The sequence below is a fragment of the Polaribacter batillariae genome, from assembly GCF_017498485.1.
Classification (GTDB): Bacteria; Bacteroidota; Bacteroidia; order Flavobacteriales; family Flavobacteriaceae; genus Polaribacter; species Polaribacter batillariae.
Genome location: NZ_CP071795.1, coordinates 3,681,280 through 3,704,969, shown reverse-complemented (window position 1 = coordinate 3,704,969; position 23,690 = coordinate 3,681,280). Strand labels below are relative to the sequence as shown.

At 29.1% G+C, this 23,690-nt stretch carries 25 protein-coding genes; 13 read left to right on the top strand and 12 right to left on the bottom strand.

Annotated elements, in window-relative coordinates; translation table 11 throughout:
- Nucleotide 1: 1 nt before the first annotated feature.
- The gene (locus JL193_RS16340; protein ID WP_207971779.1) at nucleotides 2-1,198 is read left to right on the top strand and encodes an alanine dehydrogenase; all 1,197 of its coding nucleotides are present in this window, start codon (nucleotides 2-4) and stop codon (nucleotides 1,196-1,198) included.
- A gap of 198 nt (nucleotides 1,199-1,396) precedes the next feature.
- The gene (locus JL193_RS16335) at nucleotides 1,397-1,765 is read left to right on the top strand and encodes a DUF4258 domain-containing protein (RefSeq protein ID WP_207971778.1); all 369 of its coding nucleotides are present in this window, start codon (nucleotides 1,397-1,399) and stop codon (nucleotides 1,763-1,765) included.
- 332 nt (nucleotides 1,766-2,097) lie between these two features.
- Here JL193_RS16335 and JL193_RS16330 read toward each other — a convergent pair whose 3' ends face one another.
- Together JL193_RS16330 and JL193_RS16325 are read right to left on the bottom strand one after the other, a co-directional pair.
- A complete protein-coding gene (locus tag JL193_RS16330) occupies nucleotides 2,098-2,691 on the bottom strand; it encodes a YdeI/OmpD-associated family protein (protein ID WP_207971777.1) in 594 nt (197 codons plus the stop codon).
- Nucleotides 2,688-3,362, bottom strand: a complete 675-nt coding sequence (locus JL193_RS16325; RefSeq protein ID WP_207971776.1) for a TrmH family RNA methyltransferase — start codon at nucleotides 3,360-3,362, stop codon at nucleotides 2,688-2,690. Before JL193_RS16325 ends, JL193_RS16330 begins: the two co-directional genes overlap by 4 nt.
- Before the next feature lie 61 nt (nucleotides 3,363-3,423).
- On the opposite strand from JL193_RS16325, the gene JL193_RS16320 reads away from it, so the two are divergent.
- Entirely contained in the window at nucleotides 3,424-4,104 is a 681-nt protein-coding gene (locus JL193_RS16320) for an SIR2 family NAD-dependent protein deacylase (RefSeq protein ID WP_207971775.1), read from the top strand.
- Between the two features lie 233 nt (nucleotides 4,105-4,337).
- Here the strand turns inward: JL193_RS16320 and JL193_RS16315 are convergent, their stop codons facing one another.
- The 8 genes from JL193_RS16315 to JL193_RS16280 form a co-directional block, all read right to left on the bottom strand.
- Nucleotides 4,338-4,805, bottom strand: a complete 468-nt coding sequence (locus JL193_RS16315) for a DUF6495 family protein (RefSeq protein WP_207971774.1) — start codon at nucleotides 4,803-4,805, stop codon at nucleotides 4,338-4,340.
- A 119-nt stretch (nucleotides 4,806-4,924) separates the two neighbouring features.
- Nucleotides 4,925-5,371: a 50S ribosomal protein L9 gene (rplI, locus tag JL193_RS16310; protein WP_207971773.1), complete on the bottom strand. Its 447-nt coding sequence runs from the start codon at nucleotides 5,369-5,371 to the stop codon at nucleotides 4,925-4,927.
- A gap of 14 nt (nucleotides 5,372-5,385) precedes the next feature.
- Nucleotides 5,386-5,682 carry a 30S ribosomal protein S18 gene (gene rpsR / locus JL193_RS16305; RefSeq protein WP_207971772.1) on the bottom strand — a complete coding sequence of 99 codons (297 nt, stop codon included), beginning with the start codon at nucleotides 5,680-5,682 and terminating at the stop codon, nucleotides 5,386-5,388.
- Nucleotides 5,683-5,685: 3 nt separating this feature from the next.
- Entirely contained in the window at nucleotides 5,686-6,027 is a 342-nt protein-coding gene (rpsF, locus tag JL193_RS16300; protein WP_207971771.1) for a 30S ribosomal protein S6, read from the bottom strand.
- A 95-nt stretch (nucleotides 6,028-6,122) separates the two neighbouring features.
- The gene (locus JL193_RS16295; protein ID WP_207970543.1) at nucleotides 6,123-7,106 is read right to left on the bottom strand and encodes an IS30 family transposase; all 984 of its coding nucleotides are present in this window, start codon (nucleotides 7,104-7,106) and stop codon (nucleotides 6,123-6,125) included.
- A gap of 326 nt (nucleotides 7,107-7,432) precedes the next feature.
- The gene (locus JL193_RS16290) at nucleotides 7,433-8,530 is read right to left on the bottom strand and encodes a hypothetical protein (protein WP_207971770.1); all 1,098 of its coding nucleotides are present in this window, start codon (nucleotides 8,528-8,530) and stop codon (nucleotides 7,433-7,435) included.
- A gap of 206 nt (nucleotides 8,531-8,736) precedes the next feature.
- Nucleotides 8,737-9,606, bottom strand: a complete 870-nt coding sequence (locus JL193_RS16285) for a hypothetical protein (RefSeq protein WP_207971769.1) — start codon at nucleotides 9,604-9,606, stop codon at nucleotides 8,737-8,739.
- The gene (locus tag JL193_RS16280; RefSeq protein WP_207971768.1) at nucleotides 9,593-10,150 is read right to left on the bottom strand and encodes an RNA polymerase sigma factor; all 558 of its coding nucleotides are present in this window, start codon (nucleotides 10,148-10,150) and stop codon (nucleotides 9,593-9,595) included. Before JL193_RS16280 ends, JL193_RS16285 begins: the two co-directional genes overlap by 14 nt.
- A gap of 188 nt (nucleotides 10,151-10,338) precedes the next feature.
- On the opposite strand from JL193_RS16280, the gene JL193_RS16275 reads away from it, so the two are divergent.
- Nucleotides 10,339-11,976 (top strand): tetratricopeptide repeat protein, encoded by a 1,638-nt coding sequence (locus JL193_RS16275; protein WP_207971767.1) that lies wholly within the window; start codon nucleotides 10,339-10,341, stop codon nucleotides 11,974-11,976.
- A 97-nt stretch (nucleotides 11,977-12,073) separates the two neighbouring features.
- Here the strand turns inward: JL193_RS16275 and priA are convergent, their stop codons facing one another.
- Nucleotides 12,074-14,521 (bottom strand): replication restart helicase PriA, encoded by a 2,448-nt coding sequence (gene priA, locus JL193_RS16270; protein ID WP_207971766.1) that lies wholly within the window; start codon nucleotides 14,519-14,521, stop codon nucleotides 12,074-12,076.
- Nucleotides 14,522-14,962: 441 nt separating this feature from the next.
- Between priA and JL193_RS16265 the strand changes: the two genes are divergently transcribed.
- From JL193_RS16265 to JL193_RS16245, 5 genes are all read left to right on the top strand, one after another.
- Entirely contained in the window at nucleotides 14,963-15,523 is a 561-nt protein-coding gene (locus tag JL193_RS16265; RefSeq protein ID WP_207971765.1) for a Crp/Fnr family transcriptional regulator, read from the top strand.
- 74 nt (nucleotides 15,524-15,597) lie between these two features.
- Nucleotides 15,598-16,038: a hypothetical protein gene (locus JL193_RS16260; RefSeq protein ID WP_207971764.1), complete on the top strand. Its 441-nt coding sequence runs from the start codon at nucleotides 15,598-15,600 to the stop codon at nucleotides 16,036-16,038.
- Nucleotides 16,039-16,229: 191 nt separating this feature from the next.
- Nucleotides 16,230-16,778 (top strand): AAA family ATPase, encoded by a 549-nt coding sequence (locus JL193_RS16255; protein ID WP_207971763.1) that lies wholly within the window; start codon nucleotides 16,230-16,232, stop codon nucleotides 16,776-16,778.
- Nucleotides 16,779-16,877: 99 nt separating this feature from the next.
- Nucleotides 16,878-17,288 (top strand): DUF6326 family protein, encoded by a 411-nt coding sequence (locus tag JL193_RS16250; RefSeq protein ID WP_207971762.1) that lies wholly within the window; start codon nucleotides 16,878-16,880, stop codon nucleotides 17,286-17,288.
- A 2-nt stretch (nucleotides 17,289-17,290) separates the two neighbouring features.
- Complete coding sequence (locus tag JL193_RS16245) at nucleotides 17,291-18,004, top strand: DUF4386 domain-containing protein (RefSeq protein WP_207971761.1); 714 nt, start codon at nucleotides 17,291-17,293, stop codon at nucleotides 18,002-18,004.
- A gap of 278 nt (nucleotides 18,005-18,282) precedes the next feature.
- Here the strand turns inward: JL193_RS16245 and JL193_RS16240 are convergent, their stop codons facing one another.
- Nucleotides 18,283-19,458, bottom strand: a complete 1,176-nt coding sequence (locus JL193_RS16240) for a THUMP domain-containing class I SAM-dependent RNA methyltransferase (protein ID WP_207973512.1) — start codon at nucleotides 19,456-19,458, stop codon at nucleotides 18,283-18,285.
- 248 nt (nucleotides 19,459-19,706) lie between these two features.
- Here JL193_RS16240 and JL193_RS16235 point away from each other — a divergent pair, with 248 nt between their 5' ends.
- The 4 genes from JL193_RS16235 (at nucleotide 19,707) to JL193_RS16220 (ending at nucleotide 23,642) form a co-directional block, all read left to right on the top strand.
- Entirely contained in the window at nucleotides 19,707-20,432 is a 726-nt protein-coding gene (locus tag JL193_RS16235) for a class I SAM-dependent methyltransferase (RefSeq protein WP_207971760.1), read from the top strand.
- Nucleotides 20,433-21,110, top strand: coding sequence for a ZIP family metal transporter (locus JL193_RS16230; protein ID WP_207971759.1), 678 nt, complete (start codon nucleotides 20,433-20,435; stop codon nucleotides 21,108-21,110).
- Nucleotides 21,111-21,216: 106 nt separating this feature from the next.
- Complete coding sequence (locus tag JL193_RS16225) at nucleotides 21,217-21,753, top strand: hypothetical protein (protein WP_207971758.1); 537 nt, start codon at nucleotides 21,217-21,219, stop codon at nucleotides 21,751-21,753.
- An 11-nt stretch (nucleotides 21,754-21,764) separates the two neighbouring features.
- Nucleotides 21,765-23,642, top strand: a complete 1,878-nt coding sequence (locus JL193_RS16220) for a sensor histidine kinase (RefSeq protein ID WP_207971757.1) — start codon at nucleotides 21,765-21,767, stop codon at nucleotides 23,640-23,642.
- The last annotated feature ends 48 nt before the right edge of the window (nucleotides 23,643-23,690 follow it).

Here is a 23,690-nt window from a genome sequence, read left to right as displayed (position 1 = left end):
TATGAGTTCATTTTCTCCATTTAGTAAAGAAGAACTAATTCCTCAAGAAGAAAAATTAGAAATTAAAAAACAAAAAGGAGAATTGTTTATTGGCTTGCCAAAAGAAACCCAATTAAGCGAAAAAAGAGTTTGTTTAACACCAGATGCTGTCGGCGCTTTAACTGCAAACGGACACAGAATTGTTATTGAAACTGGTGCTGGAGATGGATCGAACTATACAGATAAAGAGTATTCTGAAGCCGGTGCTAAAATCTCTTATAATGTAGAAGAAGCTTTTAAATGCAATATTGTTTTAAAAGTTGCACCACCTACCGAAAAAGAAATTGAGTTTATCAACCCAAACGCAATTTTAATATCTTCTTTGCAACTAAAAACGCAATCTAAAAAATATTTCGAATGTTTAGCCAAGAAAAAAATTACAGCCATTGCATTCGACTATATTAAAGACGAACACGATTCGTACCCAATTGTAAAATCGCTAAGCGAAATCGCTGGAACTGCTTCCATCTTAATTGCGGGCGAATTAATGAGTGGAGTAAATAAAGGAAATGGTTTATTATTTGGCAATATTGGTGGAGTTCCACCCACAAGTGTGGTAATTTTTGGCGCAGGAACTGTAGGAGAATATGCCGCAAAAACAGCCATTGGTTTAGGGGCTAGAGTAAAAGTTTTCGACAATTCTATAAGTAAATTAAGAAAATTACAAGATTGTTTACACGCACCTATTTATACCTCTACCATTCAACCAAAATCGGTTTTAAAAGCCTTAATGCGTTGTGATGTTGCTATTGGAGCAATTAGAGGTAAAAATAGATCGCCAATTTGTGCCACAGAAGAAATGATTGAAAAAATGAAAGAAGGTGCTGTGGTTGTAGATGTAAGTATAGACAGAGGTGGTTGTTTCGAGACTTCTAATGTAACTACGCATAAAACACCAACTTATGTAAAACATGGGGTAATACATTATTGTGTGCCCAATATTCCTGCACGTTATTCTAGAACCGCTTCTGTTTCTATTAGTAATATTTTTACACCTTATTTATTAAATATTGCTGAAGAAGGTGGTTTCGAAAATACAGCTCGTTTCGATAAAAGCTTAAGAAACGGAATGTATTTTTATCATGGAATTCTTACCAATAAAACAGTTGCAGATTGGTTCGATTTGCCCTTTAGAGATATTAATTTGCTGATTCTTTAAAAGTTTAAACACAAAAAGCGCAAAAGTTTTTTCGTAGAGAAAGGTAAAAGTTTGAAATAAATTACTTTATCAATCCTAAACAGTCTCGTGGGCTTAAAATCAGTCAGTCGTAAGCCTTACTTTTTACTATAAAAATAACACCAGAACTAGCTTAAGAAACCACACATTTTCCATAAATTTGCACTTTAAAATTCAACAATGCTCGTAAAAAGGATTTTTTATTACTTAATTGGCTTGTCTATTGGTTCTGTGGGGGTTTATTTTTTCTGGCAAAAGAAAAATGCAACGTTCGATTATGGCATGGATGCCCGAACTTTAAAAACCATTCGCACCAAAAAACGTATTTTTTCTGATGATGCAAAAAATGCAATGCATAAATTTGATATTGATACTTTAAAAATTGCCACAATTTTACATCATGGTGATGTTGATTTCGGAAAAGGAAAACCAAGACAAAAACCCTGTGCAGAATACTTTGTTACTGGAAAAGACAGTTTAAAAAATGTGCATTTGTACATTAAACGTTGCGATTCTATAGCTACGATTGAAAAAGTGATGGTAGATTAGTTTTTTCTCATCTTTTTATTCCTGAGCAAGGTAGAAATTTATCTTTGGTATTAATTCTAAACCTTTATTTTAGATTCCTGCCTACGCATGAATGACAAACACAAGAAGCAGTTTTAGCTTGGAGTTTATCTCAAACGAAATCGAAAGGCAATAATAATACCATTTACCATTTGAAAATCCTGTAATAAATCGCCTTTTTTTCCTTTCTATTTCAGAATAAAAAAAATCGTAGCTAAGGCTATGCTTTCGTTTTCTTCTTTATATAAAGAAAAAAACCGTCCATTTCTTTTCCAGTAATTTCAAACAATAATGGGTATAACAAATAGAAAAACTTAACAATTCTTATATTTATCATGCAGCCCTGCTCCATTTAAAATCATTGGAATAATTTTTTGTAACCTTTTTACACGAGTAGCTTCTCTTTTTGCCTCGGAAATGTAATTCGCATATTCTCTTTTGTAACTGTTAGAAAACGCTTCGAATTTTTCTTTAAAATGTTTGTTTGAATTTAGTTCTTTTTGTAACTCTTCAGGAATTATCAACTCTTTTTTTGTTCTGTTAGGTTTTATTTCCTTGCCCAACTTTACATTTTCAATAGCTTCTAAAACGTAGGCTTTTATTAAATTTTTGTCGATTTCTTCTAATGAAGAAAAACGCCACTGCAACATTGCTTTCGTTTTTCCTTCCTGTGCATTTACAAACACTTTATGTTTGTCTTTTAATAATGATCCTTGGAAAAACCATAACCCACAATAGTTTTTAAAAGCTGCCAAACCCACAATATTTTTTCCATTATAAACATAGGTTGGAGCCCCCCATTTTATCGTTTCTTCTACAGGTAAATCAGAAAAAACAGCTTGTAAAGCTTCTAATTCTTTTCGCCAATTTTCTTTTTTGCTGATGTATTCTGCTACTTTTGGATTCATAATTCTAAATTTTGATGATATCTTTCTTCAATTTTATCGACATTTTTAATCGTTTTCTTTATCCAATTAAAATACAAAATTTCTTTTTCTTTTGAAGAAAGTTGCCAATTAACATTAGAATTTCGAAGTTTTGTAGTCACATCTTGTAAAATAATTGCGGCTGCCACAGAAATATTTAAACTTTCTGTAAAACCAACCATGGGTATTTTAAGAAAACCATCTGCATTTTCTAAAACATAATCCGAAACCCCTGCTGCCTCTACTCCAAATACAAAAGCCGATTTTTTAGAAATATCGAAATCTTGTAATAAACAAGAATTGTTATGTGGGGTTGTCGCAATAATTTGATACCCTTTCGCTTTTAATTTATCTAAGCAAGTTTTAGTGTTATCGCCATCATTTCTATATCTATATTGATTTAACCATTTTTGTGATCCCTTTGCAACATGACGTGAAACTTTATTATTGTACTTATTTTCAATTGCATGTATATCTTGCACTCCAAAAATATCGCAAGTTCTTACAACAGCACTAGCATTATGAGCCTGATAAATGTCTTCTAAAACCACTGTAAAGTGTCTTGTTCTATCTTCTAAAATTTTTTTGAAGAGCGATTTTCTTTTTTCTGTTAAAAATCCTTCGAAATAGGTTAATAATTTTTGATCAATCATAAAAACAAACTTAAAACTATTATTTTTACCCTAAATCAAATTTATTAAAACATTTTAATTGATGAAAAAAGTAGTTGTTTTAACGGGTGCAGGAATTTCTGCTGAAAGTGGTATAAATACGTTTAGAGATGCAAATGGTTTGTGGGAAGGACATGATGTTATGGAGGTTGCCACTCCAGATGGTTTTGCAAAAAACCCTGAGTTGGTTTTAGACTTTTACAATCAGCGTAGAAAACAATTATTAGAGGTCTTACCTAACAAAGCTCATTTTAATTTAGTGGCGTTAGAAAAAAATTTTTATGTTGAAATTGTTACCCAAAATGTTGACGATTTACACGAAAGAGCTGGAAGTAAAAATGTAACTCATTTACATGGAGAACTACTAAAAGTTAGAAGTTCTACTGATGAAAATGATATTTTAGAATGGAAAAAAGACTTAGTTTTAGGTGATTTATGCGCAAAGAAAAGTCAATTAAGACCGCATATTGTTTGGTTTGGAGAAATGGTACCTATGTTAGAGAAAGCTGCAGAAATTACCCAAACTGCAGATATTTTAGTAATTATTGGAACTTCTATGCAAGTATATCCTGCTGCAAGTTTGGTTAATTATGTTAAACCCAATACTCCTATTTATTTTATAGACCCAAAACCTGCAGTTTCTAAAAACGATTTTAATAATTTAACCATTATTAAAGATGTTGCGAGTTCTGGAACGGACAAATTGTTGAAGTTGTTAAGTTAATTTGTTATTCTTGTGAAAACAAGAATGCATACTATATTTAAAATAAATACGTGTAGTAAAAGGAATTTACAGAAAGTTTACAAATAAGTTTAACCTTTATTGAAACGACATCCTTTTTATTTTTCACAAAAAGATATAGTTTTTCTACTTCGTTAAAGATAATTTCCAAGCAGGAAATAGCTCAAAAAAACATTAAAATATACCTACAAGGTTTTAAAAACCTTGCAGGAGAATTATGAGATCAACTGATTAAAATATTCGAAAATTTCTCCTTTAGAAATAGAACTTCCTTTTTCTATTAAATCGAAAATTTCTATATTTCTCTCGTTATTATAGGGTTTTGAGCCTTTAAAGATTTCCACGGAATTGTCCATAGGATTTTTTAGTAACCACTCGAATCCTTTTTGTTCTAATAAATTAATGTCCCAATTTATTTTGATCGCAATTCTATGAATTTCTTCATCTTCGCATTTAAATAGATTTGCCGAAGTTTTAGAAAAATGTTCTATATATTTTACTTTGGTTAACACATCGTCCCAAACTACGTCCGAAAAAACATTCATTTCTTCTTCTGCAACCTTTGGTTTTTCTGCTTTAATTTTGTTCCATTCTTTTGCATCGATACTTTGTGATGCTAAAAATCGTGCGAATTCTTTGTGTAAGCTTTCGAATTGTTCCTTGGTAAGTTGTCTGTATTTCATCTTTAAGTTGGAAGTTGGAAGTTAGAAGTTAAAAGTTAGAAGTTAGAAGTTAGAAGTTAGAAGTAAAAAAGCTCGTTATTTCTAACGAGCTTTTTGTAAATTATAATAAAAGTTTGTTACTATTCTGCAACAACTTCAAAAGTAATATCTGCAACTACTTCTCTGTGTAAACGCACAGAAGCTTCGTATTTACCTAATCTTTTAACAGAACCACCAACAACTTTAATAAATTTCTTATCTATTTCTGTTCCTGCTTTTTCTATTGCAGCGGCTAAATCTATATTGTTAACAGAACCAAATAATTTGTCTCCTGAACCTGTTTTAGAGGCAATTTTAATTTCGTATCCTTTAATTTTTTCTGCTATTTTGTTAGCATCTTCAATTAATTTAGCTTCTTTATAAGCTCTTTGTTTTAAATTCTCTGCTAAAACTTTCTTTGCAGATGAGGTTGCTAAAACAGCTTGTCCTGTTGGGATTAAGAAGTTTCTACCATATCCGTTTTTAACGTCTACAATATCGTCTTTAAACCCTAAGTTTTCTACATCTTGTCTTAATATCAATTCCATTGTTTACGTCTTTATTATTTTAGTAAATCTCCAACATAAGGCATTAACGCTAAATGACGGCATCTTTTAATTGCTTGCGCTACTTTACGTTGATATTTTAATGATGTTCCTGTTAAACGTCTTGGTAAAATTTTACCTTGTTCGTTTACCAAATACATTAAAAAATCTGCATCTTTATAATCGATATACTTGATTCCTTTTTTCTTGAATCTACAGTATTTTTCTTCTTTTTTAGTGTCTATATCTAATGGCGTTAAATATCTAACGTCAGCAGATTTACCTCCTTTTGCTTGTTGTTCTATTGATGCCATTTCTTATTTTTTTGTAGATTTAACACGTTCTCTTCTTTTTTCTGCCCAAGCTGCAGCATGTTTGTCTAGTTTTACCGTTAAATAACGCATAACGCTATCGTCTCTTCTAAACTCTAATTCAAACGCAGCGATTTCTTCTCCTGCAACTTTGTACTCGAATAAGTGATAAAAACCACTTTTTTTCTTTTGAATTGGGTACGCTAATTTCTTTAAGCCCCAATCTTCTTTTGAGATCATTTTAGCTCCTTTAGAAACTAAATAATCTTCGAACTTTTGTACTGTCTCCTTTATCTGAGTATCAGATAAAACGGGATTCAAAATGAAAACAGTTTCGTAATGATTCATAAATTAATTATTTATTGTTTATTTTTAAGGGTGCAAATATAGTAACTTTTTTAATATTTAAATCATCTTATTTACAATATTTTAAAGCCGTAGATTCAAGTACCAAGTGCAAGTTTTTGATTTTGGTTAATAAATTGATAAAAAACCTCTTTAGGGGTTCTGTATCCTAACTTTTTTCTTGGTCTATTATTGAGTTTGTTTACCGTTTCAAAAATATCCTTTTGTTTGACATTATCCAAGTGTTCATTTTTTGGGAAATATTGTCTGATAAGTTTGTTCGTATACTCGTTAAGTCCACGTTCCCAAGAGCTATAAGGGTGAGCAAAATAGACATCACAATTTAATTTTTCTGCTATTTTTTTATGTCCTGCAAACTCTTTTCCATTATCATTGGTAATTGTTCGAACCCATTTTTTATGTGGTGCTAAAGTGTTTATAGTCATTTTTGTAATCATATCTGCTTTTTTTCCTGTCACATTTTCAATCCATAAAAAACTAGAATAGCGATCTACAATGGTTAATAAAGCTCCTTTATGGTCTTTTCCTATAATTAAATCAGATTCTAAATCACCTACTCTTTCTTTGAGTTCTACAATTTTTGGACGTTTTTCTATAGACACTTTATCGGGTATTTGTCCTCTATTGGATTTACTTCCATACCTTTTTTTATATTTTTTTTGACCTGTTCGTAGTTCTTTATAAAGCAATCCTCCTTGTCTTTTATCTTGCCAAACATATTGGTAAATTCGCTCGTGAGAGACCATCTGTATTGCTTTAAGTTTACACCAACCAACTATCTGTTCTGGAGACCATTGAAATTTAATCATTTTTTCTTTGATTATTTTTTTCATTTCCGTTGAAAAAATAGTCTTATAATGGCCTTCTTTTTTACGCTCATCAGCTAATTTTTGTGCGTGTTTAGCACTATAAGTCCTAGGTTTTGAGTTCCTTTTCAATTCTCTATAAAAAGTACTTTCATTAATACAAAGTGATTTAATAATCTCTTTTTTACTAATTTTTGCCTTAAGCATTAATTCTATTGAGTACCTTTGTTCGAAAGTTAATTGTTTGTAGTTCATATCACAAATCTTTGACTTTTTTTGGACTTTTCCTAACGGGGTAAAACCCGTAGGAAAATCCTATCAAAAACTTGCACTAGCATTTGAATCTAGGAGCTTTTTTTGAATGTAAAAATAGCGTTGCTATTGCTTAAAAAACGTTTACAACACTATTAATATCATTTACCATTTGAAAATCCTGTAATCAATCACCTTTTTTTCCTTTCTATTTCAGAATAAAAAAACCTTAGTTAAGGCTATGCTTTCGTTTTCTTCTTTATATAAAGAAAAAAATCATCCATTTCTTTTCCAGTAATTTCAAACAATAATGGGTATAAACAAGAATTTTAGTTTAAATCTAAACGAATTCCCATAGAAATATTTCTTATTTCTGTATCTTTAAATAGTGGATTTAAATCGTATTTTACATAAAAACTGGTAGATCTATAACCTAAATAAGCACTTAAACCATAATTAACAGTGTTCATATTAAAATTATCGTACTCTATTTGTTTTTTTTCTACTCCATTCCCATCATTATATTCTAAATATTGTCTGGTACCTAATTTAAAGCCTACAAAACCTCCCACTCCTAAACGTATAGATCTGTTGGTTCTATCGTGCACATAACCATCTCTATATTTTTTATTTTTTGATAAATCCCACTCAATATGCATTGGAAAATTCATTTGTACATGGCGCAATCTACTTTCTGTTAATTCTTCATCTATACGAGTTTCTATATTGGTCATATTGCCATCAAAAACATGTTGTTGGTTGTTTTGTAAACGTAGGTTATTCCAAAGAAAAGAAATTCCGTATTTAAAATATAGCTGAGAAGCTTGTTTTGTAAATCTTGTTTTCCAGGTAAAACCCAACTCGTAAAAATGTGATTGCCAAAATTTGTATTCGGAATCTTTTAAAGAAGATAATTTATTGTTTTCTAACACATTATTTACGCCCATTGCAAACACAAACTGACTTGTAGTTCTTTTATTATAGCCTCTTTTTCTTTTCTTGTTTCGACTTTTTTCGTTGGTTTGTTCTTCATCTACTGTAAAACGAAAAACTTTGTTTCCAATTTTAAATGTATTTACTTCATCTTCTAAAAAATCGCTTTCAGAAGCGCTAACAATTTTTCCGTTCGTTTTATCTTGTACCAATAATTGTAACAACCTTTCTTGTTCGCCAACCTTTAGCTCTATTTGTTGGGCATGGTAACTTGCAACTTCTTTCTTTAGAGCATCTGCAGTTGCTTTTGTAATTTCTCCGTTTTCTAACTTTTTATCAATTTCTATGACCTTCATTTTTAAAGAATCTTTTTGTGTTTTTGTAATAAGGTCTATTCTTTTTGAAATTTTTCGAACTTCTTTTTCGAATGTTTTTGTTTGTGCTGTAGCGATGGTTGTTACAAACAAGGCGATTATTAGTACTATTTTCTTCATAATATTTTATATTTTAATTTTTTTATTAATTCTTGTGTGTATTGATAAAATTCCAATAAATTTTACGATTGAAATGAGTAAAGTTTGTATCAACAATAAAAATTTTAGCTTTTAAATAGTTCTCGATACTTTTTTTGTTCCTCAAAAATCACTCGAACTTACATTTTTCGAATATTTTAATTAAAAATACACAACCGTTTTTTTTATTAATTGTTTCTATTTGCAATTGCAGTGGCAATATTTGTGATTTTATTTTTTAATGTATTTAAAAAGTTATTCTGAAAAGTGTCGTGGTTAATGGTGCGTTCTACTTCTGCTAAAATAGTTTCTGGATTTACTTTTAAATTCGATTTTTTGAGCTCACTTTTAATCGTTTTTAAAACATCTTCTTTGGTAACATTGTATTTCGCATAATATTTTTTTACTTCGCTTTCGGAGTGTGTGACTGCATATAGCAAATCTTCGCTATTTACTTTTATGCTACTATTGGTGGTTTTTGAATTTATTTTTGATGCGTTCGTATCTTTTTTTGAAACATTAGAATCAGAAATTAAATTCTTACTATTTTCTTTAACTTTTGCAATTATTGATGAATTATTTTGACGTTTTTTTACTAAAGGTTTAATTTTATTTTTAGCAATTATTCTTTTATTTGAGTGCTCGACTGCGCTCGAACGGACATTTGTATTTTTATTCGCAATAACATTATTTTTAAAAACCTCTTTTTTTACTGGCTTCTCCTCTACTTTATCATTTTTAACGATTGCTTTTTCTACAGGAACTTCATTAAACATTTTATCTATTTTATTTTTTATTGAAATGGTATCTATCGTTTCTTCTACAATAATTTGTTTTGGAGTTTGCATTTCATCATCATTAGAAAATAGGTAAATTCCTAAAGAAATGAAAGCCAAAATGCTTGCTGCATAGCCGATATAAAAAAACCAACCTTTCTTTTTTTGCTTTGGTTGCTCATCTAATTGCGCAGACAAGCGTTCCCAAGCAGAATCTGATGGTTTTATAGTTCTGTTCTCGAGCTTCTTTTTTACGTTGTTGTCTAACTTATTTGTTTCCATGAATTGTTTGATTCATTATTTTATAATTCTGTTGCAATAATTTACGTGCTTTAAATAATTGCGATTTCGATGTACTTTCAGAAACTCCTAATTTTTCTGCAATTTCTGAATGTTTATAACCTTCTATGGCATATAAATTAAATACCATTTTGTAACCTTCTGGCAATGTATCTATTAGTTTTTGAATGTCTTCTACAGAGGTATTCTCTAAACTTTCTGTGGCAGCGTCATTAAAAACATAGTCTTCGTTAGATACATCGACCACATTTTTTTTTCGGAGGTAAGAAATACAGGTATTTACCATAATTCTGCGAATCCAACCTTCGAAACTTCCTTCGTGTTTAAACTTGTGTAAGTAGGTAAAAACTTTTAAAAAACCTTGCAACATTAAATCTTCTGCATGGTGCAAATCTTTTACATATTGCCTGCAAACCCCTAACATTTTAGGCGAATGTTGCTCAAAGAGTTGCTTTTGTGCTTCTCTATTGTTGTTTATCGCTTTTTTTATGAGCGACTTTTCGTTATGCAATTCGATAATTTTCAAGCCTCTTAATTCCGTTTTTTATTGCCTTACAAATATAGAGACTACCAAAGCTTTAAAAAGGTTGCTTGAAGAAGAAAAGTTTTTATTTTTTTATGAGACATTTATAAAATACAACCATAACATTTAATTTTAAAGTTTATTTATGGCATAGAATTTGAGCGATTTAAAAAATATTCGTATTCCAAACTATGTACACCAAATTTCTCTTACTCTTTCTATTTTTTCCTTATATTTTATCTTCTCAAACTCAAAAAAATACCAGTTTTAAAACGATTTCTGGTTTTGTAACTTATAAAAACGAAGCTCTTTCAGGCGCTAAAATACTTGTAAAAAACCGAAATGAAAGCGCAAAAACGAACTTCAAAGGGTTTTATACAATCGAAGCAAAAACGGGAGAAATTTTAACATTCGACTTTTTGGGGTTGAAACAAAAAGCCATTTTAATTGAAGAGGTTACCCAAACACTTAATATTGAATTGAAAACCGAAAATAAAACTCCAAAACTGCAACTTAATAAAGACTTAAAATTGGGAGGCAGTTCAATCGGTTCTTTAACTTCTGGTTTCGAGCTGGTTACTATCGACGCAAAAACATTAAACAAAAATGCAGCCACCATTACAGAAGCTATTTTAGAGAAAGTGCCTTCTTTTTTTACCAAACAAAATAAATTTGGCGAAAATCTTATTTATTTAAAAAGGCAAGAGTTAAAAGGCCCAGTACTTTGGCAAATTGATGGTTTTGGTTTCGATATGCCCTTTCCTATATTTATCGATGAAATTAAGTTTATATACATATCCTGTACAAAATTAAATGGTTGTATTATTAAGGTTGAAACCACAATTAATTATGATAAAATTAAAGACATAAACTTCGATAATTATTATTTTTCTGAAGAAGATTATTATAATTATGATGCCATTTTGTATGAAAATCAAAAAAAATACGAACCAGAATATTTAAATGACTTTAGCGATACCTCTAATTCAAATGAAGTTTTAAATACTTATAAAAAACAATATTCGAAATATAAAGACAGCGATAATTATCATTTTAATGTTATTAATTATTTTCAAAAAACCTATAAAAACAAAGACATTTTATTAGAAGTTCTTTCTGATTATGAGAAATTTGCAGCTAATAATCCTGAAGATTTAAAAGGAATCGCTTATAAATATCAAGAATTAAATGAAGATAAAAAAGCCTTAGCCATTTACAGAAAAGTAGCAAATCTTAGACCAAATTATGCACAGTCTTATAGAGATTTAGCCAATTGTTTTACCGATTTAAAAAATTACAAAAACTTTTGGTATATATACGCCAATTATCTAAAAAAAGGTTTTAAAATAGAAGATAACGACATTGGTGAAATCATGGCTTCAGAAATAATTTCTAACTACACAAAAGGTAAAAAAAGCAACCTCCATTATCCAAGAATTAAAATAAATAATGCTGATAAAATTAGCGAAGCCGATGTAAGATTGGTTTTTGAATGGAATACTTCTGAAGCAGAATTTATTCTCGAATTTGTAAATCCGTATTTGCAAACTTATCAAGCCGAAAACTCTATCGAAAGTTCTAATCGATTAATTTTAGACCAAAAAAAGAAAGGATATACTTCAAAAGAAGTTTTTATCGAAAAACAAACAGAAGGCGATTGGTTTGTAAACTTTACCTATTTAGGCAACAAACAGTATAAACCAACCATTTTAAAAGTTACTACTTACTATAATTGGGGAAAACCAAACCAAACCAAGAAAATAAATGTTTTTGAATTTACTGTTGAAAATATAAAAACACAGCTGTTAAAATTGAATAAATTTTCTTAAAACCCTTTTGAGGTTTATTTATAAATATATTTTATACTTTCACAACCAAACACAAGAAAATTTTTTTTCTCTTTAGCAAGATTAAAATGGACTTTTTTTAATACGCATCTACATCTAAAATAAAGCGAATGGGTCTAAACTCTTTAACCGATTCAAACGTATTTTTAATTTTGGCTACTTGCGCTTTTGTATTTGTTAGGTTTTGTTTTGGCGGAATTTTAATGACTAAATTCTTAATATATTGATTTCGAATTCTGGAAATCGATGGCGAAGTTGGCCCTAAAACATATTCGCCAAAAGAATTATATAATGCTTTAAATAACCAATTAATTCCGCTATCTACTTTGGTATAATCTTTATGTTTCAGCGTAATTTTTATCAACCTATAATAAGGTGGATATTTATATTGCCAACGTTCTTGCAACTGTTCTTTATACATTTCTGTATAATTGGTTGTAGAAACTTGTTGCAATATTTGATGATAAGGATTGTAGGTTTGTATGGCTACATTTCCTTGTTTTTTGCTTCTTCCTGCTCTTCCAGAAACCTGCACCATTAATTGATAGGCCCTTTCGTGCGCTCTAAAATCAGGGAAATTTAACATAGAGTCTGCATTTAAAATTCCTACCAAAGAAACATTATCGAAATCTAAACCTTTAGATAACATTTGTGTACCTACCAAAATATCGATTTCTCTGGCTTCAAAAGCACCAATGATTTTTTGATAACCAAATTTTCCGCGAGTGGTATCTAAATCCATTCTTGCGACTTTAAAATCAGAAAATAATTCTTTTAATTCTAACTCTATTTGCTCGGTTCCAAAACCTTTGGTATCTAAAGTGTTACTGCCACAGGCGCCACAAGAATTGGGCATTGCACGTTGGTAATTGCAATAATGACAGCGCAATTCGTGCCTAAATTTATGAAACGTTAAAGAAACATCGCAATTAGGGCATTGAGGCGAAATTCCACAAGTTTTGCATTCTACAACTGGCGAAAATCCTCTTCTATTCTGAAATAAAATAACTTGTTCTTTTTCATCTAAAGCTTCTTGAATTAATTTGAGCATTCTGTCTGAAAAATGACCTTTCATTTCCTTTTTTTTGTGTTTATCTTTTAGGTCAATCAATTCAATTTTAGGCAATTGTACATTTCCATAACGCCTATTTAATTCTACAAAACCATATTTGTTTTGTGATGCATTAAAATAACTTTCTAAAGACGGAGTTGCAGAACCTAATAAGATTTTTGCTTTGTGAATGTTCGATAAAACAATGGCAGCATCTCTTGCATTGTATCTTGGCGAAGGCTCAAATTGTTTGTAAGAAGTTTCGTGTTCTTCATCTACCACAATTAAACCCAAATTAGAAAAAGGTAAAAAGATAGAAGAACGTGCCCCTAAAATTATTTGTGCTTTCGATTTATTTTCCAATACATTATTCCACACTTCTACCCTTTCGTTCATAGAATATTTCGAGTGAAATACAGAAATTCGATTTCCAAAATACACCTGTAAACGCGTAATTATTTGTGTAGTTAATGCAATTTCTGGCAATAAGAATAAGACTTGTTTGCCTTGGTCTAAAACCTCTTGTATTAATTTTGTATAGACTTCTGTCTTACCTGAACTTGTAATTCCATGAAAAAGTGTTACGTCTTTTTCTTTAAAAGTTTTTTTAATTTCTTTTAATGCAATTTGCTGAAAATCATTTAGTTGCTTTAAATCGTTGGTATTTCCTTTAAAATTAATTCTATCGGTTTGTATGTGATAAAACTCGAAAATATTCTTATCAACCAAAGATTTTAAAATCGATGAAGAAACATTTGCTTTGGCTTCTAAATCTTTTGCTTTTATTGGTTTTTTAGAAGTTGAGAGTTGAAAGAAAGTTAACACTGCCTCTCTTTGTTTTTTTGCTCTCGATAATTCTTCTAAAAGTGTATTTAAAGACGCATCTGAATTATAAGCTGCGTGTAAACGAACGTATTTTACCAATTTGGGTTTGTATTGTTCGTAAATTTCTTCTTTGATGTAAATGGCCGATTTTTTAATCAACTCGTTTACAATGGGCATTACTTTTTTCTTGTCTAAAATATCTGCAACTTGGTGTATGGTTAATTGCGATTGATGTTGAAGTGCTTCAATAATTAGAAACTCATCATCTTCTAAAATGGTTTCGTCTGTAAACGCTTCGTTTTTATAAACAATGGTTTCACTTTCTAACAAAAAAGCAGAGGGTAAAGACGCTCTGTACACATCTCCTAAAGAACACATATAATAATTTGCAATCCAGCTCCAGTGTTTTAATTGTTGTTCATTTACGATTGGTTTTTCATCTAAAATTTGATTGATTTCCTTGGCTTCATACAAAGTTGGCATTGTTTGATGAATCTCAAAAACCAAAGCTGTGTACATTTTCGTTGTTCCAAAAGAAACTGCTACACGCATTCCTTTTTGTAAGAAATTTGCTTCTTCTTCAGTTACAGCATACGTAAATGTTTTCTGTAATGGAATTGGTAATATAACGTTTATAAAGTGCTGTGTCACTTCGTGTGGTTTTTTCGGTTGCAATGAGAAAAAATGAATCGAGAAGTCTTAAACTTAAATGTTCTAAATACAATTTCGATGTAAAAATCGAAATCACTTGAACTGACATTCTCTATGATTTCCTACAAACCAAAACTACATAAAATTCACTACATTACATTAGAAATTTATAAAGAATATGACCTCTAGTTCTTGGAAAAATAAAGGAAAATTTATGTTTTTTTATAAGATTGAAAATTACCTGATGCAGAAATACTTGAAAATGAATTTTATTGGTTTTGAGGTAAAAACATCCTTTTTATAAAAACAGGGGTTTTACTATTGACTTTCTACTTTAAAAAAACGAACTTTGCTAACTACGAATATAAGTCATTAAAAACGACGTCATATTCGTGTAAAAGTTAGCAACAAGCTAAAAAGACCTCGAGGAACAATAAACAAATGGATAAATCAATTTTGGAACTTCTAAAAAAAGCAGGAGAGTTTTCCGAAAAAGAATCTATCCTTCTAAAAAATGAACTTCAGTACAAAAAACTAAAAAAAGATGACTATCTACTTGAGAAAGGTAATACTTGTTCTTCTCTGAGTTTTATAATTTCAGGTAGTTTTTATCAATACAGTATTGATTTAGAACTCAATAAAAATATTATTGACTTAAATGTTAGTAATGATTGGGTTATAAATCATAAAAGTTTTACCACCAGAAAACCATCCGAATATTCAATTCAAGCTTTCGAAGATAGTTCCATCTATGAACTTTCAATAGATGCTATACATAGATTAATTGCTCAATCTCAATCATTTTTACAAATGGGTAAAGTTTTAGAGGAATCAACTTCACGAATTGATTTTTTTGATAACAATAATACACCAGATGAAAAATATAATTTCATACTTAAAAACAAACCAAATTTACTTCAAAAGTTCCCACAAAAATTAATAGCATCTTATCTTAAAATCACACCTGAAACATTGAGCAGAGTGAGGAAAAGAATTAAATGATTTCTTGATTTCAATCAAGTGATGAATTTGGATAAACCATTGATATTTGTCTTACAAATTAAATATCAAAATCAATGGAAAATCATTTTTACAAAAGCACAAGTATCTCACTTATTTCAGGAGCTCTATTAATTATAGTTACAATGGTTATGCATCCAAGTGGCGGGAGCATTGAGCATATCATTAATATCTCTAAAACGATTACAATTGCTCATTCATTAGCTATCTTCAGTTTACCAATAATCTTATTTGGTTTTTATGGACTTACATTAAAACTTTTAGATAAGTGGAAACTATCAATATTGGCATTTATCATAATTTCATTTGGATTAGTTGCAGCAATGTTTGCAGCATTATTTAATGGATTGACTTTACCGCTATTTTTGAACCAATATTCAGAAAGATTAGAAGAAAATATTGAAGTATTGAAACCCATAACAAACTACAGCTTCGCAATTAATATACCATTAGACTATATTTTTATTATTGCTTGTTGTCTAGCAATAATGATATAGTCAATCATAATATTGTTAGAAACTAAATTTCCAAAATGGGTTGGATATTTAGGAGTTTTCATAGTCCTTTTTTCAATTATTGGAGGATTAACTGGATTTATTTTCACAAGCTTAACTGGATTTAGAATATTTACATTTAGTATCGCAGCTTGGATTCTATCAAGTGGAACATTAATGTATAAATCAAATAAATGAAAGTTTTAATATTTGGAGCATCTGGTTCAGGAACAACTACACTTGGAAAAGAAATTGAAAAAAGAACTGATTTTAAGCATTTGGACATTGATGACTATTACTGGAAGAAAACCAATCCGCCATTTCAAGAAAAAACACCATTGACTGAACGTAATGAAAATCTGAAAGTGTACTTTAATAAGTTTGATAAAGTGGTTGTAAGTGGCTCAATGGTAAGTTGGGGAAAAGAATGGGAAACAGCATTTGATTTAGCTGTTTTTATCCGATTGGAAAACACGGAACGAATGAAGCGGTTGAAAATGCGTGAAGTTGAACGATATGAAAAAAGACTTTTGACAGACAAAAAAGTTCAACAGAACTCAAAAGCATTTTTGGAATGGGCAAACCAATATGAAAACTCAAACTTTGACGGTAGAAGTTTAAAAGTTCATAACGATTGGATTAAATTATTGAACTGCAAAGTTTTAAGATTGGACGGAAAGACGGAACTGAATAAAAATATGGAAATCGTATTGAATGAAATTAAAACTATTGCAAAAAGTTAAAAAACATTGTAATAAAATTAAACCTAAGGCAACCATTTACATTTTTTTTGCGTCTTAATAATATTAAGGACAATTAACAACTATAAAGACCAAACCAATATGTTAGAAAATCCAAAAGTAAATGTCAAAATTAAACTTTCAGCTTTATGGGCTTCCGCAACATTCTGTTATTTATATGGCGACTATTTTGAACTTTACGCACCAAATAAAATAAACAGTTTAATTACAGGCGAAAATATTATGGATAGTCCAACAAAGTTGTTAATAGCATCTATAATTTTGGCTATTCCATCATTAATGGTTGCATTTTCAATTTTTCTTAGACCAAAAATAAACCGAATTCTAAATATCACATTTGGAACACTATTCACTTTAATGATGATGTTTATTGGATTTGCAACAACGGATGATTGGTATTTATTTTATGTCTTCTTAGCCTTTTTAGAAAGCATTATTACTATTTTAATCGTTTGGTATGCTTGGAAATGGCCTAAAGAACAAACTATTTAATAATGGAAATTATATCACGAAATAAAAAAGCAAGAATTGCGGGAATACTTTATTTATTACTTGTCATTTCTGGATTTATCTACCTTGTATATATTCCTTCAGAATTGATTGATTTACAAAATGCCACAAAAACCATAGAAAATATAAAAGGTTCTGAACTTTTATTTAGACTTGGAATAGTAACATCAATTCTATCTTCTCTTATTTTTATGTTACTGCCTTTGGCACTTTATAATCTTCTAAAGAACGTAAATAAAGTTTCGGCAAAATTTATGGTTCTCTTTGCATTAATAAGTATACCCATTTCTTTTGTAAATATTCTAAATAAGTTTTCAGTTTTGACCTTAATCAATAAGTCAGAATACGCACAAAACCTCGGACAAATAGAATTACAGACCCAAGTAATGCTATATCTTGAAAATTATAATAATGGAATTGAAATTTCACAAATATTTTGGGGACTTTGGCTTTTGCCATTTGGATATTTGGTGTACAAATCTGGTTTTCTTCCAAAAATTTTAGGCATACTTTTAATGGCGGGTTGCTTTGGTTACTTAATTACTTTTTTTGGAGGTTTTTTATATTCAGATTTTAATAAAACGATTATTTCTGATATTGTAGGACTTCCAGCACCAATTGGGGAAATCGGAATTTGTTTGTGGCTTTTAATAATGCGCACGAATAAATTCAACTTCAAAAAAACCACAATAAATTAAGAATTCTTTCAAAACATATTTAAAAAATTAATTAAATTTTCATATCTGCAATAAAGGTCGCAAACAAGTTTAGCCGTGATTGAAATGGTATCCTTTTTATGCTTTTAAAGATTATCAATTCTTTTTAAAAAAAGAAAATAGGTTCGTTTAAAAAATAAGTTGCTAAAATATACCTGCATAAAAAGATATAATGGAAAGCACGAAATAGCTCCAAATAAAAAAGATTTCTCCTCAAGGTCGAAATGACAGCGTACTTTCTATTAAGGTTGAAAGAAAAACTATTCTTCTTCTTCGTTATTTCGTTTTTTAAATTTACGGGTTCCTTCGTACAATTCGTATTTTACAAATTTACAATTTAAGTCTCCGTTTTTAAGTGCAATTCTTTTTGATGTTCTTAAACCTACAGATTTTAAAGCATCTGTATCTGAAGTAATTAACCAAGCTGTAGAACCAGGATAATTGTGTTTTAAAGTATCGCCAATTTTCTTGTAAAACTCGTTAGTATCTATATTTAAACGCTCGCCATAAGGCGGATTAAACAAAATAGTAGTGTTCCCAAAAACTTCTTTTTTAGAGTTAAAAAAGTTAACATGGTGTACTCCAATAAATTCATCTAAATTGGCATTTTTGATATTTGCCTGCGCTTTTTGTACCGCAGATGGCGCTTTATCGAAACCCATTATTTTAAAGTGAGAAGAACGAATTTTCTTCAACAAAGCATCTTGAATTACAAAATATAATTCCTCATCATAATCTTTCCAGTTTTCAAAAGCAAAAAGTTTCCTGTTGATATTTGCAGGAATATTGTTGGCAATCATTGCTGCTTCAATTAAAATGGTTCCAGAACCACACATAGGATCTATAAAGTTTTCGTCTCCAGTATAACCAGATAATAAAACCATACCTGCTGCTAAAACTTCGTTAATGGGTGCAATATTTGTTGCTGTTCTATACCCTCTTTTATGCAAAGAATCTCCAGAAGAATCTAAAGAAACCGTTAACCATTCTTTATGAATATGAATGTGGATTTTTACATCTGGGTAATCTAAATCTACATTAGGTCTTTTACTATATTTATGGCGAAAATAATCGGCAATGGCATCTTTCGATTTTAAAGAGATGTAATGAGAATTTGAGGTAAAATTTTTAGAATTTACTACGGCTCCTATCGCAAAAGTGCCTGTTACTTCTAAATAGTTTTCCCACTTTATTTTTTGAATCGCTTCGTATAAGTCTTCTTCGTCGTAAATTTTACAAGTTTTTATAGGCTTTAAAACGCGAACTGCAGTTCTTAATGCTATATTTGCTTTGTACATAAAGCCTTTGTCTCCGCGAAAAGAAACACTTCTTATACCTTCTTTTACATCTTGTGCTCCTAAATCTTTTAGTTCTTTTGCTAAAACACCTTCTAAACCAAAAAGTGTGGTGGCCGTCATTTTAAAATCTTTATCCATACTTGTAAAAATTGATTGCAAAAATACGTTTTATAAATAGGAAAAATTAGTATTTAAAAAATTCATTTTATCTGAAGTAAGATTTAATTACTTTTACAGACTGAAAAAGAAAATCTTTAGAAAAAATCTAAAGAAAATCTTTTTATACCATTTCTTGTTTGAAATTATTGTAAAAGAAAATGATGATTTTTTTCACAGGAATGACATTTTAACGGTTTTTTTGTTAAAAAAAATCATTTTTTAAATTTATGACAACAAAAGATTGGTTTACAGAGTGGTTTAACACCCCATATTATCATATTTTATATAAAAACAGGAACGATCACGACGCTCAGTTATTTATGAAAAATATAACCGAGTTTTTAGCCCTACCAAAATCTACGCATATTTTAGACTTGCCTTGTGGCAAAGGACGCCATTCTGTATTTTTAAACTCTTTAGGTTATACAGTTACTGGTGGAGATTTGTCTGAGAAAAGTATCGAATTTGCAAAACAATTCGAAAATAAAACTTTAAGCTTTAAAGTGCATGATATGCGTAAACCTTTCAACAAAACATACGATTCTGTTTTTAATTTATTTACCAGTTTTGGTTATTTTGAAGATGATGCCGAGGATATTTTAATTCTAAAAAACATAAAAAACGGATTGAACAAAAATGGGTACTTTGTCTTCGATTTTTTAAATGCCAAAAAGGTACAAGCAAATTTAGTAACAAAAGAAACCAAAATCGTAAACAATATTACCTTTCACATACAAAGAGAAATTACAAATGGTTTTATCTTAAAGCATATTTCTTTTTTTGCTGATGGAAAAAATCATTCTTATACAGAACGTGTAAAGTTTTTAGATTTGCAAAAAATGACTTCTTATTTTAACAAAGTTGGTTTTACCATTACCAATATTTTTGGAGATTATTACCTAAATAATTTTGATTCTAAAAACTCTAATCGATTAATTTTAGTGGCTAAATAAATGAGTTATATTCTTCTAATCTTATCTGTTCTTTTAGGTTCTGTATTGGTTTTTATTATAAAACCGAGTCATAAAATTGTTCGTTTATTATTGGCTTTTAGTGGAGCTTATTTACTTTCTGTTACTGTTTTACATTTATTGCCAGACGTTTACACAATTAATTCTAATGATACCATTGTGGGTATTTTTATTTTAATAGGAATTATTTTACAATCTGTTTTAGAATCGTTTTCTAAAGGTGCAGAACATGGGCATATTCATATTCATTCAGATGGAAAAAAGTTTCCTACATTGCTTTTTGTAAGTTTATGTTTGCATGCCTTTTCGGAAGGCTTGCCAATACATCATGCAGATAATAATTTATTATGGGCAATTGTGGTGCATAAAATTCCGATTGCAATTGTATTAACAACTTTTTTATTGCACACAAAATATTCTAAAAAAACTGTTTTTTTATTTCTATCCTTTTTTGCCATTATGAGTCCTTTAGGAATACTTTTGGGAGATAAAATTTCGTTTTTTACAACATATGCTACCGAAATAACTGCTTTAATTATTGGTGTTTTTCTACACATATCTACCATTATTCTTTTTGAAACAACTGAAAATCATAAATTTAACTTACAAAAGTTTATAGCCATTCTTTTAGGAGTTTTATTAACTATTTTTACTTTGTAGTTTTTTTACTTATATTTAAGCAAAGAAATATACCTATTTGTAGGTATGTTTTTGTTTTGAATATTTTGGATATTTGAAAATAATATTAATTTAAAAACAAAAAATTATGAGTAAAAATCTAACTGGTTATGTAAATATTAAGGATATATTTAATTATCAATTTATATTTGGAACACTATCTAAAGGAAGTTTTTTTTGTATTTTCGTTCAGTTTACAACTGAAAAAAATATCTTAACAAAAATTAATTTCCATTTAAAAGCTTACAGAGGTGGTAATTCTTTTAGTTTTAAAGACCGTACCATAAAAGATATCCATTTAAAAGATGGAATTTTACAAATAGGGTGTTATTTTAAAAAAGGTAGTAGTCAATTAGACAGTGTTTCAAAAGATTTAAATTTCGATATTAAAAAAATAGAAAAAATTTATTTTACTACCTTACCAAAACAAATATCTAAAATTTTAAAAGAAGAGATTTCTAAAGAGGAAATTATACATACTATAAATACACAATACAATCAAGAGGTTGATTATTATGAAAATTATGAACAGCTTTTAGAAAAAGACAGCGATTTTATTATCAAGTCATCTGCAGCAATTGGTGGAAACTGTATTACTTCTTTAATGGAAGTTACAGGAGGTTAATAGCATATTTAATGAAAAATAAATTTTTATATCTCGTACTTTTATTTTTTGTTAGTGGTTGTTTTTCAATTATAAGTCAAAATAAAGAAGACTCTTTGTTCGTAAACAAAGAGTTTTTTTACAACCTAAAATTATTAGAATTTAAAAAAGCTAAACAAAATTATCAACAAAACTTTAGAGAAGATTTAAAAAGTTACTACCAAATTTTTATTTTAAAAGACACAACTTATCAATTTCCAATAAAACCTAAAGCAATAGATTTTTTAAATTTTGGTTTACACACAATACAATTTAAAAATGATAGGGTTAATGCTTTTAAATATTATTTAAAAGCATTAGAAATTTGTAATTCAGTTGAAAATAAAGAATTAGAAAAAACAATCTTAAGAAAAATATTAGATTTATATTTAAAAGGAAATCTACAAAATGATAATGATTATTTAAATTATCTAAACAAGTATAAAGCAGTTTGCAAAGATAATTACGACCTACTTTACTATTATTCTTTTTACTATCAATTAAAAAGTCAAACAGAAATTTACAACGAAAAAGTTTCTAAAAATCAAGAAATTTATAATAAAATATTTGTTTCCTACGATTCTCTAGTAAACAACTACAATTTTAATAAACTTTTAATTTTTTATTACAGAGATAAAGGAAATTATATAATTAGAAACAATCCTAAAATTGCAAAAAAATATTACGAGAAACAATTAAAAAAGTGTTTTGATGATGTTTTTTATAAACAAATAAAATATATTATTTATTGTAATTTATCTAGAATTTGTTCACTATTAAATAAACATAAAGAAGGTTTAAGTTATTTAAAAGAAGCCCAAAAATATAATGATAATAATATAAAAAATGAACTTGCATTAGCCATTTACAAAGCAAATCATTACGCCAAATTAAAACAATTAGATTCGGCATTTTTTTTTAGTGAAAAATCTAGGAATTTAATTTATTTATACAATTTTCAAAAGCATAACACAGAAGTCTCTAAAATTAAAGTTGAATTAGATACAGAAAAAAAAGAAAAAGAAAACTTACAATTAAAACAAAAAAATTTAGAAACCGAAGCCAAAAGAATAAAAAACAGAAACTTCTTAATTGGCAGTCTCTTATTTATTGTACTGGCAGGAACCATAGCCATTTTAGCGCTTAAGAACTCCAAAAGAAAACAAAAACTTTTAGAGCAAGAGAAAGAACTAGAAACACAAAAAAATCTTACCCTTTTAAAAGAACAAGAATTGGCTACTATAAATGCAATGGTAGATGGCCAAGAAAAAGAACGCAAACGAATCGCAGAAGATTTGCATGACAATTTAGGTTCTGTTTTAGCGACTTTAAAATTACATTTCGAAAATCTTCAAATAAATACAAAAAGGAAAAAAATAAACCAAGAAGAACTATTTAACAAAACAGAAAGTTTAATAGACGAAGCCTATTTAAAAGTACGTAGTATTGCGCACGCAAAAAATGCTGGAGTTATTGCGAATCAAGGTCTTTTAACTGCTGTACAAATGATGGCAGAGAAAATTTCTTCCGCAGAGAAAATTTATATCGAAGTTGTTCATTTCGGTTTAAACAAACGCTTAGAAAATAGTTTAGAGATTACCGTTTTTAGAATTGTACAAGAATTAATTACCAATATTCTAAAACATGCAGAAGCCACAAATGCAACTATAAACATTAGCGTTTACGATAAAAACCTAAACATTATTGTAGAAGATAATGGAAAAGGATTTCAAACAAAAAACACAAGTTCGAAAGACGGAATGGGCATTGGATCTATAAAAACCAGAATAGCACATTTAAATGGAACTTTCGAAATAGATACAACCATTGGCAAAGGAAGTTCTGTAATTATAGACATTCCTATTGCGTAAAAACACCTATTTATAGGTATTTTATACCTGATTTAAAATGCTATTTTT